The sequence below is a fragment of the Clostridium sp. TJA085 genome (assembly GCF_058310235.1).
The window spans coordinates 486,611-504,137 of the sequence record NZ_JBZEEZ010000001.1 but is presented as its reverse complement, the minus strand read 5'-3'; the positions used below and the strand labels follow the sequence as shown (position 1 = coordinate 504,137).

The 17,527-nt window shown below is 23.8% G+C and carries 21 protein-coding genes and 1 pseudogene; 4 read left to right on the top strand and 18 right to left on the bottom strand.

Features of this window, described 5'->3' with window-relative positions; translation table 11 throughout:
- Positions 1-51: 51 nt before the first annotated feature.
- The 7 genes from AC4FQW_RS02755 to AC4FQW_RS02725 all read right to left on the bottom strand — a co-directional run bounded on the left by AC4FQW_RS02755 (position 52) and on the right by AC4FQW_RS02725 (position 6,627).
- Positions 52-1,956: a bifunctional 4-hydroxy-3-methylbut-2-enyl diphosphate reductase/30S ribosomal protein S1 gene (locus AC4FQW_RS02755; RefSeq protein ID WP_491147090.1), complete on the bottom strand. Its 1,905-nt coding sequence runs from the start codon at positions 1,954-1,956 to the stop codon at positions 52-54.
- Between the two features lie 19 nt (positions 1,957-1,975).
- Positions 1,976-2,635: a (d)CMP kinase gene (gene cmk / locus AC4FQW_RS02750; RefSeq protein WP_491147089.1), complete on the bottom strand. Its 660-nt coding sequence runs from the start codon at positions 2,633-2,635 to the stop codon at positions 1,976-1,978.
- A gap of 71 nt (positions 2,636-2,706) precedes the next feature.
- Positions 2,707-3,921 (bottom strand): BaiN/RdsA family NAD(P)/FAD-dependent oxidoreductase, encoded by a 1,215-nt coding sequence (locus AC4FQW_RS02745; protein WP_491147088.1) that lies wholly within the window; start codon positions 3,919-3,921, stop codon positions 2,707-2,709.
- 97 nt (positions 3,922-4,018) lie between these two features.
- On the bottom strand, positions 4,019-4,918 hold the full coding sequence (locus AC4FQW_RS02740; protein ID WP_491147087.1) for a MurR/RpiR family transcriptional regulator: 900 nt from the start codon (positions 4,916-4,918) through the stop codon (positions 4,019-4,021).
- 142 nt (positions 4,919-5,060) lie between these two features.
- The gene (mnmM, locus tag AC4FQW_RS02735) at positions 5,061-5,603 is read right to left on the bottom strand and encodes a tRNA 5-(aminomethyl)-2-thiouridylate-methyltransferase MnmM (protein WP_303130533.1); all 543 of its coding nucleotides are present in this window, start codon (positions 5,601-5,603) and stop codon (positions 5,061-5,063) included.
- Positions 5,604-5,627: 24 nt separating this feature from the next.
- Positions 5,628-6,338 carry a pseudouridine synthase gene (locus AC4FQW_RS02730; protein ID WP_491147086.1) on the bottom strand — a complete coding sequence of 237 codons (711 nt, stop codon included), beginning with the start codon at positions 6,336-6,338 and terminating at the stop codon, positions 5,628-5,630.
- A gap of 121 nt (positions 6,339-6,459) precedes the next feature.
- On the bottom strand, positions 6,460-6,627 hold the full coding sequence (locus tag AC4FQW_RS02725; protein ID WP_303130530.1) for a hypothetical protein: 168 nt from the start codon (positions 6,625-6,627) through the stop codon (positions 6,460-6,462).
- Between the two features lie 130 nt (positions 6,628-6,757).
- On the opposite strand from AC4FQW_RS02725, the gene AC4FQW_RS02720 reads away from it, so the two are divergent.
- Positions 6,758-7,147 (top strand): PadR family transcriptional regulator, encoded by a 390-nt coding sequence (locus AC4FQW_RS02720; RefSeq protein ID WP_303130529.1) that lies wholly within the window; start codon positions 6,758-6,760, stop codon positions 7,145-7,147.
- A gap of 21 nt (positions 7,148-7,168) precedes the next feature.
- Here AC4FQW_RS02720 and AC4FQW_RS02715 read toward each other — a convergent pair whose 3' ends face one another.
- Positions 7,169-7,771 carry a hypothetical protein gene (locus tag AC4FQW_RS02715; RefSeq protein WP_491147085.1) on the bottom strand — a complete coding sequence of 201 codons (603 nt, stop codon included), beginning with the start codon at positions 7,769-7,771 and terminating at the stop codon, positions 7,169-7,171.
- A gap of 338 nt (positions 7,772-8,109) precedes the next feature.
- Here AC4FQW_RS02715 and AC4FQW_RS02710 point away from each other — a divergent pair, with 338 nt between their 5' ends.
- Positions 8,110-8,538: a divergent PAP2 family protein gene (locus tag AC4FQW_RS02710; protein WP_303130526.1), complete on the top strand. Its 429-nt coding sequence runs from the start codon at positions 8,110-8,112 to the stop codon at positions 8,536-8,538.
- 47 nt (positions 8,539-8,585) lie between these two features.
- On the opposite strand, the gene AC4FQW_RS02705 is transcribed toward AC4FQW_RS02710, so the two are convergent.
- The 4 genes from AC4FQW_RS02705 to AC4FQW_RS02690 all read right to left on the bottom strand — a co-directional run bounded on the left by AC4FQW_RS02705 (position 8,586) and on the right by AC4FQW_RS02690 (position 12,839).
- Entirely contained in the window at positions 8,586-9,608 is a 1,023-nt protein-coding gene (locus AC4FQW_RS02705; RefSeq protein ID WP_491147084.1) for a 3'-5' exonuclease, read from the bottom strand.
- 18 nt (positions 9,609-9,626) lie between these two features.
- Positions 9,627-10,541 carry a hypothetical protein gene (locus tag AC4FQW_RS02700; RefSeq protein WP_491147082.1) on the bottom strand — a complete coding sequence of 305 codons (915 nt, stop codon included), beginning with the start codon at positions 10,539-10,541 and terminating at the stop codon, positions 9,627-9,629.
- Positions 10,542-10,645: 104 nt separating this feature from the next.
- Positions 10,646-11,680, bottom strand: coding sequence for a DUF6398 domain-containing protein (locus tag AC4FQW_RS02695; RefSeq protein ID WP_491147081.1), 1,035 nt, complete (start codon positions 11,678-11,680; stop codon positions 10,646-10,648).
- Between the two features lie 292 nt (positions 11,681-11,972).
- Complete coding sequence (locus AC4FQW_RS02690; protein ID WP_491148141.1) at positions 11,973-12,839, bottom strand: SDR family oxidoreductase; 867 nt, start codon at positions 12,837-12,839, stop codon at positions 11,973-11,975.
- 172 nt (positions 12,840-13,011) lie between these two features.
- On the opposite strand from AC4FQW_RS02690, the gene AC4FQW_RS02685 reads away from it, so the two are divergent.
- Complete coding sequence (locus tag AC4FQW_RS02685) at positions 13,012-13,248, top strand: hypothetical protein (RefSeq protein WP_303130519.1); 237 nt, start codon at positions 13,012-13,014, stop codon at positions 13,246-13,248.
- A 29-nt stretch (positions 13,249-13,277) separates the two neighbouring features.
- Here AC4FQW_RS02685 and AC4FQW_RS02680 read toward each other — a convergent pair whose 3' ends face one another.
- Together AC4FQW_RS02680 and AC4FQW_RS02675 are read right to left on the bottom strand one after the other, a co-directional pair.
- On the bottom strand, positions 13,278-13,619 hold the full coding sequence (locus AC4FQW_RS02680; protein WP_303130518.1) for a hypothetical protein: 342 nt from the start codon (positions 13,617-13,619) through the stop codon (positions 13,278-13,280).
- Between the two features lie 60 nt (positions 13,620-13,679).
- Positions 13,680-13,970: pseudogene (locus AC4FQW_RS02675) on the bottom strand (FAD-dependent oxidoreductase); the annotation flags it as partial.
- Between the two features lie 167 nt (positions 13,971-14,137).
- Here AC4FQW_RS02675 and AC4FQW_RS02670 point away from each other — a divergent pair.
- Positions 14,138-14,611: a CPBP family glutamic-type intramembrane protease gene (locus AC4FQW_RS02670; RefSeq protein ID WP_491147080.1), complete on the top strand. Its 474-nt coding sequence runs from the start codon at positions 14,138-14,140 to the stop codon at positions 14,609-14,611.
- A gap of 81 nt (positions 14,612-14,692) precedes the next feature.
- Here AC4FQW_RS02670 and AC4FQW_RS02665 read toward each other — a convergent pair whose 3' ends face one another.
- From AC4FQW_RS02665 to AC4FQW_RS02650, 4 genes are all read right to left on the bottom strand, one after another.
- Positions 14,693-15,652, bottom strand: coding sequence for an alpha/beta hydrolase (locus AC4FQW_RS02665; protein ID WP_491147079.1), 960 nt, complete (start codon positions 15,650-15,652; stop codon positions 14,693-14,695).
- A 327-nt stretch (positions 15,653-15,979) separates the two neighbouring features.
- Positions 15,980-16,117 carry a hypothetical protein gene (locus tag AC4FQW_RS02660; protein WP_491147078.1) on the bottom strand — a complete coding sequence of 46 codons (138 nt, stop codon included), beginning with the start codon at positions 16,115-16,117 and terminating at the stop codon, positions 15,980-15,982.
- A gap of 125 nt (positions 16,118-16,242) precedes the next feature.
- Positions 16,243-17,151 (bottom strand): GH25 family lysozyme, encoded by a 909-nt coding sequence (locus AC4FQW_RS02655; protein WP_491147076.1) that lies wholly within the window; start codon positions 17,149-17,151, stop codon positions 16,243-16,245.
- A gap of 86 nt (positions 17,152-17,237) precedes the next feature.
- Positions 17,238-17,525, bottom strand: coding sequence for a phage holin family protein (locus tag AC4FQW_RS02650; protein ID WP_491147074.1), 288 nt, complete (start codon positions 17,523-17,525; stop codon positions 17,238-17,240).
- Positions 17,526-17,527 lie beyond the last annotated feature (2 nt).

The window sequence follows — 17,527 nt, the reverse complement described above, 5'->3', positions numbered from 1 at the left end:
CCATAAATTATTATAAAATAACCCCTTTAATAAAGGGGTTATCATTTACTACTAAATATCTTTTATACTTAAGCTTATACGTTTATTTGATTCATCAACAGATAATATTTTAGCTTTTACATCTTCTCCAACTGATAATATGTCCTTTGGATGATCTATTCTATCATGACTTATTTTTGATATATGAACTAATCCATCAACACCAGGTTCTAATTCAACAAAAGCTCCAAAATCATTCAATCTTACTACTTTGCCTAAAACAATAGATCCTTCTGGATATCTTTCTGTTATATTGCTCCATGGTTCAGGAGTAAGCTCTTTAATACTTAAAGAAAGTTTTTTATTTTCTTTATCTAAATCAATAACTTTAACATCAATTATATCTCCACTCTTTAAATAATCTTGAGCTTTTTTTACATGATTCCAAGATATTTGTGAAAGATGTATTAAACCATCAACCCCATTTACTTCAGCAAAAGCTCCAAAATCAGTAAATCTTTTAACTTCAGCCTTTACAACATCTCCAACTTTTAGTGAATCAAAAACTAAGTTTTCTTTAGCTTCTTTTTCTAATTCTTGTACAATTCTACTTGATGCTACAACTCTTGAAGGATTTTCTTTGTTAAAATCTATTAATTTAACTTTTAAAGTTTTTCCTTTGTAAGATTCTTTATCATTAACAAATTTCATATCAATTTGTGATGATGGAATAAAAACACGTATACCTCCAAAGTAACCAACTAATCCTTTTTCTTTTATTTCTGAAATTTTTAATTCAAATGTAGATTTTTCATCAAACATTTTTTGAAGTGTATTTAGGATTTCTTCTTTTTCATATTCTAATCTTGATAGAACAACAAATCCATTATCATTATTAAGTTTTATAACTTTAGCTTTTAATTTATCACCAACATTTAAAGTTTTTGCATATTCTTTTGGATCTTCTTTAGCAGTTAATTCTTTAAATGGGATAACTCCATCTGATTTATATCCAGTAAGTGAAATAACTACTTCATCATTTAATATTGAAAGTATTTCACCTTCAATTTCACTTCCAGTAAATAATCTTTTATCGATTTCATTCATCAATTGTAATTGTTCGTTATTTGTATTTTCCATAACTTCAATAACCTCCCTTATTATCCATTCTGGTGTAGAAGCACCAGCAGTAATACCAATTTTTTTAAAGTTTTCATTATTTATAAAATCATTTGGTAATGCACTAACGTTTTCTATATGAATAGTATTAATACAATTTTCTTTTGAAATTTGGTATAACTTATTTGTGTTAGAACTATTTTTTCCGCCTATTACAATCATAGCATCTACTTCTCTTGAAAGTTCAAATGCACTTTTTTGTCTTTCTTCTGTAGCTAGACAAATGGTATTAAATTGTAAAAGGTTATCTGTCATTTTTTCTAGATTTGAAACAGTTTTATTCCAATTAGATTCCTTTTCAGTAGTTTGAGATACAACACAAGTTTTACCAAAATGATTTTTGCCTTCAGTAAATTCACCATTTTTCGTTATAGTAGCTTTATTATTACACCATCCATTTATACCAATTACTTCTGGGTGGTTTTTATCACCAAGTATAACTATATCATAACCTTCTTCAGAATATTTTTTAACCTTTTTTTGAATATTAGTAACAAATGGACATGTAGCATTTATAACTTTTAAACCTCTTTTATTTAATTCGTTTAAAGTTTCCTCTGAAACTCCATGAGATCTTATAATAATTACATCATTAGGAGCTAATTTATTAATATCTTCAATATTTATTGAAAATACATCGTTTTTTTCTAAAAATTTAACTACATCATTATTATGAATAAGAGGTCCTAATGTATAAATTCTCTTATTATAATTATTTTTTATTTCAATAGTTTTATCTACAGCTCTTTTTACTCCAAAGCAAAATCCAGAGTTTTTAGCTAGTATAATCTCTCTCATTTTAAATTCCTCATAAATTTTATTTATTAAAATTTTCTCTTATAAAATTATTTATTTTTTCTGTTACTTCTACTATGTTTAACCCAGTTGTATCTATTTCTATAGCGTCATCAGCTTTTCTTAATGGATCTGTAGCTCTATTGCTATCTTCATAATCTCGTCTAATTATGTCTTTTAATATTTCATTATATGAACAATCTATATTTCTATTTTTTAATTCAGTATATCTTCTATCTGCTCTTTCTTCTGGAGTTGCAGTTAAAAATATCTTAAATTTTGAATCTTTTAAAACAACAGTTCCAATATCTCTACCATCCATTATAACATTATATTTTTTAGACATATTTTGTTGAAGCTTTACAAGCATTTTTCTAACTTCAGGTATTGATGCATAAGCTGAAACTATAGAACTTATTTCTGGCATAGTTAGTTCTTCTTGAACATTTTTACCGTTTAAAATTAAATCATCATTTTCAAAATGCATTTCCATAGTTTTTATTAATTCGCATATTTTATCAATATCGTTTGGTTTTAAATTATTTTGTGAAGCTTTTAAAGCTACTGCTCTATACATAGCCCCTGTATTTATATACATCAAATCAAATTCTTTAGCTACTAACTTAGCTATTGTACTTTTTCCTGCACCTGCAGGACCATCTATTGCAACTGAAATTTTCAAAATTTCTCCACCTTTCTAATAAACAATTACAAAACTAATTATATAATTTTATTTATTTTATAACAAGTCTTTTAAATATTGCTACCCGCAACATATCCAGTAGATAAAGCTATTTGTACATTATACCCTCCAGTAAATGCATCTACATCAATAACTTCTCCTGCAAAAGATAGATTTTTTATAAGTTTACTTTTCATAGTTGATGGATCTATTTCTTTTGTATCTACTCCACCAGCAGTAACAATTGCTTCATCAATAGATCTTAATTTTTTTACATTAAGATTAAAATTCTTTATTAGAAAAACAAGACCTTTTCTTTCTTCTTTAATTATTTCATTTACCTTTTTATTTTCATCTATATTAGATAATCTAATTATTACAGGAATTAATTTTTTAGGTAATAGATCATCTAATGAGTTTTTAAAATCTTTGTTTATATATTTTTTAAAATCTTTTTGAACTCTTAAATCTAATTCTTTTTCAGTTAAAGCAGGTTTTAAATCTAAAGAAACCTTATATTTTTTATTATCCTTTATAAATCTACTACCAGTTAAAACTAAAGGACCTGATATTCCAAAATGGGTGAAAATCATTTCACCTATATTTTCATATACTTTTTTATTATCTTCGTAAATCTTCAAAGATATATTTTTTAAAGATAATCCCATTAATTCTGTGACGATAGGTTCTTTTATTTCTATTGGAACTAAAGATGGTTTTAATTCTTTTATATTATGACCAATATTTTTTGCAAATCTTTGGCCATCACCTTTTGAACCTGTTAACGGATATGAAGCTCCTCCTGTTGCTAAAATAAAATGATCTCCTAATATTTCTTTACCATTTTCTAATATAACGGAAACAATTTTATCATCTTTTTTTATTATATCTTTTACTAAACTATTTAACATTATTTTTATATTTTTATTTTGAAGTGCATTTTTTAAACCTTTTATAATATCTGAAGATTTATCAGATTTTGGGAAGACTCTCCCGCCTCTTTCAACTTTTAATTTTATACCTTCTTTTTCAAAAAAATTTATAGTATCTACATTTGTAAATGTATATAAAGCACTATAAAGGAAATAAGGATTTCCAGGTATGTAATCAAAAAATTCAGATATGTCTTTATTATTAGTTACATTACAACGACCTTTTCCAGTTATAAATAATTTTTTACCTAATCTATCATTACCATCTAATAAAATTACTTCATTACAATTACTTGCAGTTATTGCAGCCATCATTCCTGCTGGGCCTGCACCTATAACTACTACTTTTTTCATTTAATCAGCTCCTTAAATTATGCTAAAATCATTTTACTATACTAAAGCATATAAAAAAAGATGTGTACTAAAAAATACACATCTAAATTAAAAACTATTAATTATCATTGTCCCCAATTGTTTTATTATTGATTTGATATACATTATAGTCTTGCCATATAGCTTCTAATGATCCAAATATATCAGCTATATTTTCTTTTTCTCTCATTCCAACAGAAATAATTAAAGCATTAATAAGAGAAAGAGGCGCTACTAAAGAATCTACAAATGATGCCATATTACTTTGAGCAATCAATGTTAAATCAGCTTTAGCTGCTAATGGAGATATTAAGCTATCTGTTATAGCTACAACTTTTGCTCCTTTATTTTTTGAAAAATCAAGAGCAGCTATAGTTTTTGAAGCGTATCTTGGGAAGCCTATTCCTATTACTAAATCCCCCTGTTTAACATTTATCATCTGCTCAAAAATATCAGATATACCATATCTAACTGTTCTCACGTTTTGAAGTATTATATTTAAATAAAATCCTAAAAATTCTGCTACAGCAGTTGAACTTCTTAACCCTAAAATATATATATTGTTAGCTTTAAATATTTCATTTACAACTTCCTCAAATACATCTGGATTAATTTTTTCTAAAGTAGCTCTAATATTTTCAATATCTGCCTTTAAAACACCTTTTAATGAATCACTATCTGATATGTATTCATTAGATAATTCTAATCTTTGAACAGTAGTAAGTTTATTTTTTATTAATTCTTGAAGTGCTTTTTGTAACTTTGGATATCCACTAAATCCAAGTTCATTAGCAAATCTAACTACAGTTGATTCTGACACCCCAACAGATATTCCAAGTTTAGCTGCAGTCATAAAAGCTGCTTTATCATAATTATTTAAAATATATTCAGCTATTAACTTTTGTCCTTTACTTAATCTTTGAAACTTAATTTGTATTAATCGCATTAAATCTTTATTTTCATTCAAATTCTTATCCATAATTATCTACCTACTTATAACAATCTTTAGTCATATAATTTTAACATTAAATGATATATTTTTCAATAAAAATTTCATGTGTGTTAAGTTTATTATATAAAGTTCAAGTCGAATTATATGCTTAAAATTAAGTTTTTAAAAGTTATTTCTTTTCAACAATAACTAGCATTGGTGCAGTCTTGCTTCTGTTTAAGTATTTATGAATCATTACCCCAAACTCATTTTTAGGCAAATTTTCCAAGTAATCTAATATGCAAGTTTTTTCTTTTTTTCCTTCATCATGCCCAGTATATATACATATAGACATAATTCCATTGCTATTTAAAAGTTTTAATCCTATTTTTATACTAAGAAGAGATGTTTCATGCAATGTTGTTATATCTTTTGATGCTCCAGGTAAAAAACCAAGATTATACATTATACAATCTACTTTAGAATTTATATATTTGTCTAGTTTATGATGAGAATCACAAATTACAGTAACATTTGAAATTTTTTTATCTTTGTATCTATCACAAGCATTTTTTTGTATATCAAAAGAATATACACTGGAAAATTGGTCACTTAAAAAATCTGTATCATGTCCATTACCTAACGTAGCATCAATTGCTATATTTTTATTTGTTAAAAAGTTTTTTATTATGTAGTGTGATAGTTCACTAATATCAGATACGTATTTAAACATATTTAACACTTCTTTCTATAATAATTATAATGAATTTATGTAGTTTAATTCTTCTTCAGTTAAATCTCTATACTCTCCCGTTTTAAGGTAACCAAGAGAAATTTCTCCAATAGATACTCTTTTAAGATTTATAACATCATGTCCAAATGCAGAACACATCTTTCTTATTTGTCTATTTTTTCCTTCGTGAATTATTATTTCAACTGTGGAAATATTATTTTTAGAAGAGATTTCTTTGATAGAAGCATAAGAAGTTATATAACCTCCTATATCAACTCCATTACTAAATTTAATCATTTCTTCTTTTGTAAATTTACCCTTTACTGTTGCTATATATTTCTTATCTATAGAAACTCTTGGGTGTATTATTTTATTATATATATCTCCATCATTTGTAAGAATTAACAAACCTGAACTATCGTAATCTAATCTCCCTATTGGAAATATTCTTTCATTAACTTTAACTATATCTAAAATAGTTTTTCTTCCCTTTTCATCTTTTAATGAAGTTATATATCCAACTGGCTTATTTAAAGCAAAGTAAACTTTTTTTTCTTCAGGTACTATTATTTTATTATTAAATTCAACTTTGTCTTTATTTTCAATAATCTTTACTCCTAATTCATTTACAACTTTTCCATTTACTTTTACTTTACCTTCTAATATAAATTGCTCACATTTTCTTCTTGATGCAACACCGCATTTAGCCATAAATTTTTGTAATCTTTCTTCCATAAAATATCACTCCATCTTTCTATTCCTATATGATTATATATATTAAATTAAGGTTTTACAAGAAAATATAGTACTTTAATTAATAAACAAAGCTTAGGTGAAAAACACCTAAGCTTTTTATTTAAAAGAAAAATCCACCATTAAAAAATAATAACAATAACAATGGACTTATTCCACAACCGCCAAATCCACAACCTCTACCTCTACAGTTATTAAAATTATTATAGTTATTATTATATCCACATCTATTGCATCTGTTACAATTATAATTATTACAACATCTATTCATGAGTTTACCACTCCTTTTCTTCTGTTACTATATAATATTCTTTTTTTTCAATTTGTTGAGTAATTTATTTTTGTTTATTTATATATTTTGTTAAAATATAATTATATATTTAAATAAGGAGGTTTAATTTATGGACAAGCGTAATCGTATTATCGCTCCAAGAAATGTTGTTAATACAAAAATGTTATATATGCTTTATATATTAAAGGAACTTTCAAAAGGAGAAGTTGTTTTTGGAAATAAAATTCTTACAGATTTTAGAGATATGTTTGATTCAACTACTATGCCTTTCCCAGTATCTTCTAGTACTGTTTATGAAAGTTTATATGAACTAGAAGATAGAGAGTATGTAGTTTCTAAATGGAGTGGTGAAGATTTATCTAATAAAAGAAGTAAAAAGGTATATCATATAACAGATAGGGGATTAAATTTTTTAAATGCAAATTTAGATGAATATGTTCTCAATTTAGATAAAACGAAATCAACATTAGATAAACTAAAAAAAATGCTATTAAAATAGTACATATTAATATGTACTATTTTAGCATTTTTTTATTTTTGATGTTTTGCTTATAAATTTTTTTCTAAGTATAGCTTCTTCTTTACAGGAACAATCTAATTTAATAAAAATATTTTTATAACCTTCTTTTATGTATGAATTTTTATATAAATCTTCATAAGATAACTTTTCTATGTCTTCTTTTAAAATAGATAAATAATTATAGCCATATATTTTAAATAGTATATATTTAAATCCTAATAATATTTGTTCTTTATTTTTTTTATTTTCAATATCTAAGTTTAAAATATCATTATTTAATTTTTCAATAATTCCATATAATTGATATAGGTAACTAAGTTCTCTTATTGTGTATTTATCACTGAGAGATGCAACAGCACATGAAAAATTTTTATTTATTGGTATAGTGTAAATATAGCCTAATTCATTTTTATTTAATATTGTACGTATGCTTTGATAAATAGATGTACAAATATCTAATCTTATCGTATTAGCGTTTTCACATACTGCTTTTATTTTAAAAAGATTTTCATAATCTCTATTATAATTTATTAAATTAAGTTGTTCTTCTCTTTGAATTTTATGCATTTTATTATTTATAATCCAACTAAACCAAGCTCCCATTGCAGAACCAGCTAATATTGAACATGCAGAAATTATAGATGTAATAACTTGTATTTGTATATTTATCAGCTCCTTAAAAAATAATTCTATCTTATTATTAACTAAAAATATAAAAATATTATTTATAAAGATAAATTTTTTCTATAATTTCAAAAATATTATAATACTTATAAAACAATTAAATTAATTTTATATAGAAATTTTTTAATATAAGTTAACAATATATTGAAAAGTTTTCTTAATTAAATATTTATTTACATCGTTTAATTAAAATTTTATTTTAAAATCTATTATATTTATACTATAAAATTGTATAATAAATATATGGAGTGATAAGTATGATAATAAAAAATCAATTAATTATTTTAAGTGTATTATCTTTAATAATAGCTCAAGCATTAAAAATAGTATTTGGTTATTTTTACACAAAAAAATTTGATTTAAATAGGCTATTTGAAACTGGTGGTATGCCAAGTTCTCATTCAGCTTTTATAGTTTCTTTAGCAATTGGAATAGGAAGAATAAATGGTTTTGACTCATCAATATTTGCACTAGCTTTTGTATTTGCATCTATTGTAATGTATGATGCAATGGGAATAAGACGTGCTGCTGGTGAACATGCAAAACTTTTAAACTTGATTTTATCAAAAGATAATACATTTAAATTAGATAATAAAAAATTAAAAGAATTATTGGGTCATACACCTTTTGAAGTTTTAGGTGGGTTAATACTTGGAATTATAATTGGATGTTTTTATCCACTTTAAAATAAAAAACAAATGCTAATAATTGCATTTGTTTTTTATTTTAAAGTTTAAATCATAGAGTTTTTATATAATATAGATAAATTAATACTATCAAATAAAGAGTTATGTTGATTACCTAAGAATTCAATATTATATTTTGACAAAGCATTTTTTAAAGATAAAGCATTTTCAATTTCTAATAAATCTTTGCATAAAATTTCTTGAAAATCTAAGTTATTTTTTAAAATAGTTTGTAATATTTCTAAATTTGAATTATTTCTAGTTATATCATTTTTTAATACTTTTATATCATTTCCACCCCAGTATATAAATAATTTCTTTTTATTTCCACACCATATTGAAAATTTTTTAAACACTGTTTCAAAGTTATTTGCATTATCTATATCATTTTGATTTAATGATGTTATTTCTATACACTTTGAAGTTAATTTTGAAATATTTTTTGGTTTAATAAGCTCATAAAATTTAGAATTTATATTACCATAAATATGAGTTTTTACAGCACCAATACTTATTATCTCTACATCATTAAAATTTTCTAAGCAATTCATTTCAAAATCGAAAAATATAATTTCTTCTGAGGTTTCTATATTCTTTTTTAACATTACTAAAGTACTGTTTCTATTTATAAGTTTTTTGTAAGTTTTGCCTATGCATTTACATTCATTATATAATGAAAACGATACTCTTCTACTTTTTCTTATAATATCATATACATTTTTATTTAAAATTGCACTATAATCATATATTTGATTTAAGAAAAAGCTTATATATTCCAAATCTTCATTTAATGTAAAATAATTATTGTTTATTTTGTATATTATATCTTTATTATCTGTAAATAATTTTATTTTGCTATATTTATCTATTTTTTTTAGTTCTATTAAACAAACTATATCTTTTAAAATATAATATAATCCATGATAATGTGATGTTTTAAAAGAATCACTCTTTAATTTTTTTCTTATTTTCATTAAGGTTATATTATTAATATCTTTTATTAAATAGTATAATACAAATTTTTCATCAAGTTTTTTTATATGATAGTATATATTTATATAATTAATCATTTGTATAGTATCCTTTCTTTATATATACATACTTATTGGAATTACTTGAAAAGAATTTTCTGTACATTTTATTCTTGGACATTTAGGTGGAACTATACCTATATCTAATAAACAATCAAATTCTTTAATACATTTAGCAAGCATTTGTTCATTAAAACTTTGCTGTCCAGTTTTTCTTAAAAAGTGAATGTTATTATTATTAGAACATTTTTTAACTAATTTACCTAATATATTAACATTGCAATCTATATTATCAAATTTATTAGAATTATTATTAAAAAAATATGAGTTATTAACAGTTAATATAACATCTCTATTATTACATTGTACTATTAAATCAGTAGTATTATTAGCACTTAATTTACTTTGCATCTCAGAAAGGAATCTATCTATAATATTAAAGTCAATTATAGAATCTCCTTTTCTTATGCTATTTAGTTTATCTACACCAAAACAATCTATTATTAATTTAAGAGATGATATATACTCATATAATGACTCATGACATACAAGACCATTTAAACTTATATAGTCCCCCTCTATTATAGAATCATTACATAAGTTTTGAATAGTTTTTAATTGATTATTTTTAGAAAGATTATTTATTAACTTATTATGAAAGCTAAACAAAGTATAAATTCTTTTTTCTTCTTCTTCAATTCTAATTGCACCTCTATTTTCTAGTATTTCATCACTTTCTGATCCTACTGTTCTTGTATTTGCATCAGAATTCGTATATCCTTTATATCCTTCTCTTTTATCTTTTGAAAATCGGTCTTCATAATAATCACTTTCTTTATTTTCACAATGTAATCTTCCAGTTAATGATTTATCACATATTCTCTTACGTGAAAAAATTTCTATGTATCCCTCAGCTGTTATAGAAAAAATTCCTCTAAGCAATAATTCATCTAAATAAAGAAGAAAATCCAAATTATCTACCTCCAAAATTAACTCCTTTATATATATGTTTATGTATAAATGTAATAATATATTAAAGCATAAATAAAAAGCAAGATTTAAATCTTGCTTTTTATTTATTTTATTTTATTTAAAGCTTTAATAATCCATTTTCCTATTTTTTCGTTAGTCCATAATGGTAAACTATACTCTATACATAAACTAGCTTCTTCTAAACTACCTTTTCTATATGATGATATTTCACCATCAACTAGATTTATTTTTCCTACTAAACAATCTATAAAATAATGATTATGTTTTAAAGCTTTTTTTAAGGCTTTTCTAGCATTTTTTCTATCATTTGTATAGTAATAATATAATACTCTTCCATATTTAAAGAATATACAATCTTCATCACTATACTTGTCTAATATATAATTTGCAAATTCATAGTCTTTATTCATTAAAGCTCTAAACACTATTGAATGTCTTACATTTCTAGAATCATAATCATCTAAATTTAATATTTCTTTTTCTATATTAAAACTTCTATCATAATTACCTAAAGCAAATTCATAATTAGATAAAGTTGATAATATTGTTAAGTAAAAATCTCCTTCAGCAGAAAAGCCTATTTGACCTTTAAATTTATCAAAGTAGTCTTGTCCAAGTTGGGTTCTTAGAAGCTCTTCACATTTTCTAAGTTCACTTGCCCCTTTTTCTACATCATCTAATTTTAATGCATTATCGAACAAATCAATAACATTATTTTCAGAATTACATCCTGAACATTCAACATTTGAAGATAAATCTTCTATTTTCCATTCCTTTGAAGTTTTATCTATATTTAATAATTTTCTTATTTCTCTTGATTTAGTACCTATAGTTCCCTCTGAAACTTTAAAATAATCTGCTAATTCATCCATTCTTATACCTTTTTTATTAAGTGTATCATTTACAAAAAAGATTGCATGAAGCACTCCAGCAGACCAAGTATTAACTTTACCTCTTAATAATTTATTTTCATCAGTATTTGCTAAAAACTCTACTAATTTAATGCATTTTTTATAATAATCATCATTTAGTACATTATTACAAAAAGTATCTATACTAATTAACATTTCTTTTGCACGAGCTTCAAATTCAACTGGTACATTTATACTATATTTCATTTATACCTCCTAATAATTTATAGCTTCTGTAGTAAATCACATCTAATTATTATAACTTAAAATTAAAAAATTTTCATTAATAAATTAAATATTATTGAATCATAAATAAAAAAACGAAGAAAAATAACTTTTTCTTCGTTAATATAATCTAATATTGATTATGGTTGTTATTTGTTTTATTTTCATTATTATAATTTTCTCTGTAACTTTTAATCTTAGAATTTGATAATGCTCCACCTTTTTGTATATTCTTCTTATTTTTACCCATTATAAATCTCCTTTTAATGTAAATTTAATTATTAATCATTTCTCCACCATTAACATGTATAGTTTCTCCAGTTATAAAAGAAGCATTTTGACTAGCTAAAAAAACATATGCTTCTGCCAATTCAACTGGTTGCCCTGGTCTTTTTAAAACTGTATTAGCTCCAAAACTTTTAAATTGATCTTTTTTAAATGATGCTGGTATTAACGGAGTCCATATTGGACCTGGCGCAACTGCATTTACTCTTATTCCCATATCTGCTAAGCTTAATGATAAGCTTCTAGTAAGTGATGTTAATGCGCCTTTAGAAGCTGAGTAATCAATAAGTTCCTTGTGTCCATGATAAGCTACAACAGAAGTAGTATTTATTATACAACTTCCAGGACTCATATAAGAAAGAGCTTCTTTAATTAAATAAAAGGCTGAGAATACATTAATACTAAATGTTTTTATTAACTGATCATTTGTTAATTCTAATATTGACTTAACTGGATATTGTTGAGCAGCATTATTAACTAATATATCTATAATGCCATATTTTTCTGATACTGTTTTTATTACTTTTTTACAAAAATTATAATCAGCTAAATCACCTTGTATGCCTATAGAATTATTATTATATCTTTTTATTAAATTTAGTGTTTGGTCTGCATCTTCTTTTTCATTTAAATATACAATTACAACTGTTGCTCCTTCTCTTGCAAAAGCTAAACTAACAGCTCTTCCAATTCCACTATCACCGCCTGTTATTATTGCAATTTTTCCATTTAATCTTTTACCATTATTCATATAATCTTTATGTTCATATACAGGTTTTGGATTCATTTTTTGTTCAATTCCAGGTTGATTTAATTCTTCTTGTAAATCAAAAATTTTAGGAAAAGTATTATCAATCAAATAATCACCTCATTTTATTAAGTGTATTTCATGATTATTTTTTGTAAAACTTAAAATAATATTCTATATTATATTTATAAAAAATTGTGATGTATCATATGTTACAGAAAAAAGATTTAATTTTAAGTATAATAATATCATTATTTTAAAAATTAGGAGGAGATTTAAAATGTCTTGTGGATGTTCAACAATAAATAATGGAAAACAAGTTGCAGATTTAGTTAGAAGTAAGGGATTTGAAAATATGCAAACAAAGAAATTACATAATATAACTTGCTCTTGTGGAAATACTTTTATAATGGATAAGTTAATTTGTAAATGTAATAATTGTAATATGACTTACGCTGTTACACCATGTAGTTCTGATGATATAAATAGTATAAAAGAATGTGGAATTAATTATTAGTTTTTTATAAAGTAAATGAGTATAATTATTTAATTATACTCATTTATTATATCGTTGCTAAATTTTAAAATTAATTTATCATAATCTATTTCATTATACTTTTTTTCTAATATTTCTTTATTTTCTTCAAAATAAATTGCTTTTTCATTTATTATTTTATTTAAGCTATCTATATTAAAATCATTTATATTTTTAGTGTTTATTAATTCTTCTAAATAATTACTTATATTTTCTTTATGCCTGTTAATTTGATCATTTTTCATTGATTCCAAAGCTTCTTTCCAATTGTTAAAACCACCTATTGGCGTATCTTTTTCTTCTTCAATAGGTTCATTATTATAGGTATTTTTAAAAAAATTCATAAGTCCCATAATTTAATCCTCCGTACAATAATTATTTAATAATATTATATTACATTAATTTTTTATAATTTAAACTAATTTTTGATTAAATATATTATCTAAATTTAGTTTTTTAATTTTTTTATTTATTAAATCTATATCAGTTGTATATAATCCTTCTTCTTGCATTCTTTTAAAGTATATAGATCCTGCAAAAGTATATCTACTTTTTCTATCTTTACCTTCTGTAATTCTTTCATTTGAATAAGAAATTATATCACCTATTGCTAAACTTGTAGGTAAAGATAATAAAGGCATTCCCATAAAATATCTCACTGCATTATGACCTGCTAAAGAACCAGTACATATAGCTTCTGTATGATATTCTAAATTGCGATTAATTTAACTTATAGAAAATATATTTAATTTTAAACTATATATCAATACAAAAATATTTTAACATATACGAATATTTTATTTGTAAATAAAATATAAATGTAAATTTTTATAAGTTTATGTATAATTAGTTATATTAAGGGGGAACTAATTTGAATACATTTATAAAACTTAAAGACAAAATAAATAATTTATCTGATTTTAAATTCATTTTATTATCTGTTATATTATGTATGCTATCACACTGTATATTTATATTATTCTATAGTATATTAAATATTTCAAATTCATCTATTGGTGGACCAGTGATTGATTCAGTATATATGATTATTTCTGCTATATTAATAGGACCATTGATTGAAACAGGAATATTAATATTAATAGTAAAAGTGCTTAGAAAATTTATAAAGTATGATCTTTTAAATTGGGTGATTGTATCTTTAATATTTACTTTTCTTCATAACTATAGCATTTATTATATGATAGTAATATTACCTATATCATTTATTTTTAATTATGCTTATATATTTTATAAAAACAAGAAGTTATCTATTTATTGGATTATGGCAATTATACATATATTATGTAATTCAATAGCTATTTTAATTAATTATATTATTAAATAAAGAAAGAGCTATAAGGATAAATTACCTTATAGCTCTCTTTAACATTGTATTTATTATAAATTATTATATAAAATTTAATTATTAATTCTGTTTTTTAAAATAATTTTTAGTTGCATACTTAAAAGCTTTTAATAAAGCTTGAGTAGCATCCTTACTACATTGTGCTTTAGGACATACTATATCAAATCCATGATAGCAACCTTTAAATTTTTTAATATTTGCTTCTATACCTTTCTTTTTAAGGTTATTTATATATGTTATAGTTTCATCATGGAAAGGTTCTATATCTCCTACAAACGTGAAAGCTGGCGGTAAATTAGAATAATCTGTTTCTCTTGCTGGAGCTGCATACTTAGGTACGTTTTCTGTTTTAAACAATTTTCCTAAATATAATTTCCAACCTAAATAATTAATTTTTGAATTACAAATGGGAGCATTATTATCAATTGCTGATTTGGTATTCATTCTATCATCTATCATTGGATATAAAGGCATTTGAAATGCTATATTTACTTCTTTTTTATCTCTTGCATATAATGTTGTTGCTATTGCTAGTCCTCCGCCAGCACTTTCTCCTCCTATAAATAATTGTTCACTATTTATTTTAAGCTTTTTTGCATTTTCTTTCATCCAATATAAAGTTTCATAGCAATCTTCTAAAGCTGCAGGATAAGGTTTTTCTATTGATAAAGTATAATCTGGAGATAAAATTATACAATTTTCAGTTTTTATAAAATTTTCATAAAACCTTATATCTTGCTCAGGGTTTCCACCAAAATATCCACCACCATGAATCCATAATAACCCTGTTACATTTTCTTTTATATTAACAGGTCTATATATGCATACTCTTAATTTCTTTTTATTTCTTGTATTTATATATATTTCTTCAAAAGTAATATTCTTATACTTTTTTGGTGGTTTTATTTTTACTTTTCCTATCTTATATAGTAACTTCTCATTATATAAGATACCAACCTTAGAAAATAAAAATCCTTTAATTCGTATTTGTTTATTTATCATTTTATAATTAATTCTCATATTATTTATCTCCTTATTAAACTATTAAATATTAATAGTTTAATAAGGAGATAAATAATTTATACAATTAACGAAACCGTTAAAGCAAATGATAAACATACCGAAGTTGAGTTTTCTAATTATTCATTTACTACTCCTAAAAAGCCATGAATATATGGATATATTCTTGAAACAACTTGGGATGATAGTCATAATATTAGGTTTATTTTCAAACTTAAATGTAGATAATATTTTTGTATGATTTTCTGTAATACATGATAATATACCGTAAATAAAACAAAGGGAGCAAGATTTCTCTTACTCCCTAAGATAATTACTTAATAAATTCTATATTTCCTTATTTTTTTCATCATTTTTATTACTAGATATTATTGCGTATTTAATTATAAAAAATAACAATATACAATCTAAGACTTTTGGCAAAATCATTTCAAGTAGATCCTTTATAATAATAAATATATACATATTTATATTAACTCCTATAAATAAAATTAATATATTTTATATTGTATGCTTATTTTTTCCTATTATTAAAGTTTTTTCAATAAAGTTTATCCTATTACTATTATTTAATAATCTTTTATTCTTTATTATACACAATGACCATATTTTTTATTAGTAGATAAAACTCTTACAGCCATATATCTTCTTTTGCCACTAGCACCTATCCAACTAATCCATCTATAACCTTCATTGTCTACATAATAATCATATGTTACTTGTTCATCTTCATAATAAGCCCCTACTATATCGGAATCAGTTGAAGGTTCTTCTCTTATATTTAGTTTATCTACAACAATAGTACAAACCCCATTTTGAGGTATTAATTTAGGTTTAGAAGGTCTTGAAACTGGTGTACTTCCGTCTAAGTGATTTAATCCTGCTTCTCTTATTGCTTCAGCAAAACCTCTATATTCATAGTTCATATCTACGCTATTAGTTCCAATACCAGGTATGCTTCCGCTTTCACTATATTGCCATATTTGACAACCATACTCTTTAACTTGACTTTCTGTAGCTCCATACCATGCAAGCCATAAAGAATATCTCTTTAATTCGTCTTGATAAAATTTATTATTTATAAAGTCTGGATTAGCATAATTACCAGCCCAATAGTTAGCATTTTCTATAGTATTACAAAAAGTTTTTACCATATCTGTAGCAAGTCTTTTGCTTATATTTACTCCATTTTTTCTAGCATAATTAAGGGTATCATATTCTAAATCAAAAAAGATTGGATATTCTACTTTATATGGTTTTATAGCTTCTAATACATATTTAGCTTCTTGTCTTGCCATTTCAACTGTATATTCATAACTAAACCAATAAACTCCAACTGGTATTCCTAATCTATTACATTCTTTTATATTCCTTAAGAATTGTTTATCTATATTATTTCTTCCATATCCTGCCCTTAATATAGCAAAATCAATATGATCTTTAACCTTTTCCCAGTCTATTCTTCCTTGATGTTCACTAACGTCTATTCCTTTTAACATTTAATATTACCTCTTTCTTAATTTATTTTATATAAAAAGGTAATAAAAAAAAGACCTTATATGGTCCAGTTCTATTACCTTATCTTTTATTGTTGTTGAGTAGTTTCATCCTTCTTTTTATATTGAACTTTTAATTGATTAGCACCAACTGCTAAAATACCACATGCGGCACCTTGTAAGATTGTAATAACTTCAATATTATGTTGAATACCACAAGAGCATACAGCTCCAATAAGCATTAGAATATATGGAATGCTCCAGTCTTTAATCTTTGGTGTCATTTTTAAGTATGATCCTACTGCATAAAGTACTGCTGCTAAAATTGTTAATACCTCTGGTAAATGTGATTGTAAATAAGTTAAAATTTGTTCCATTG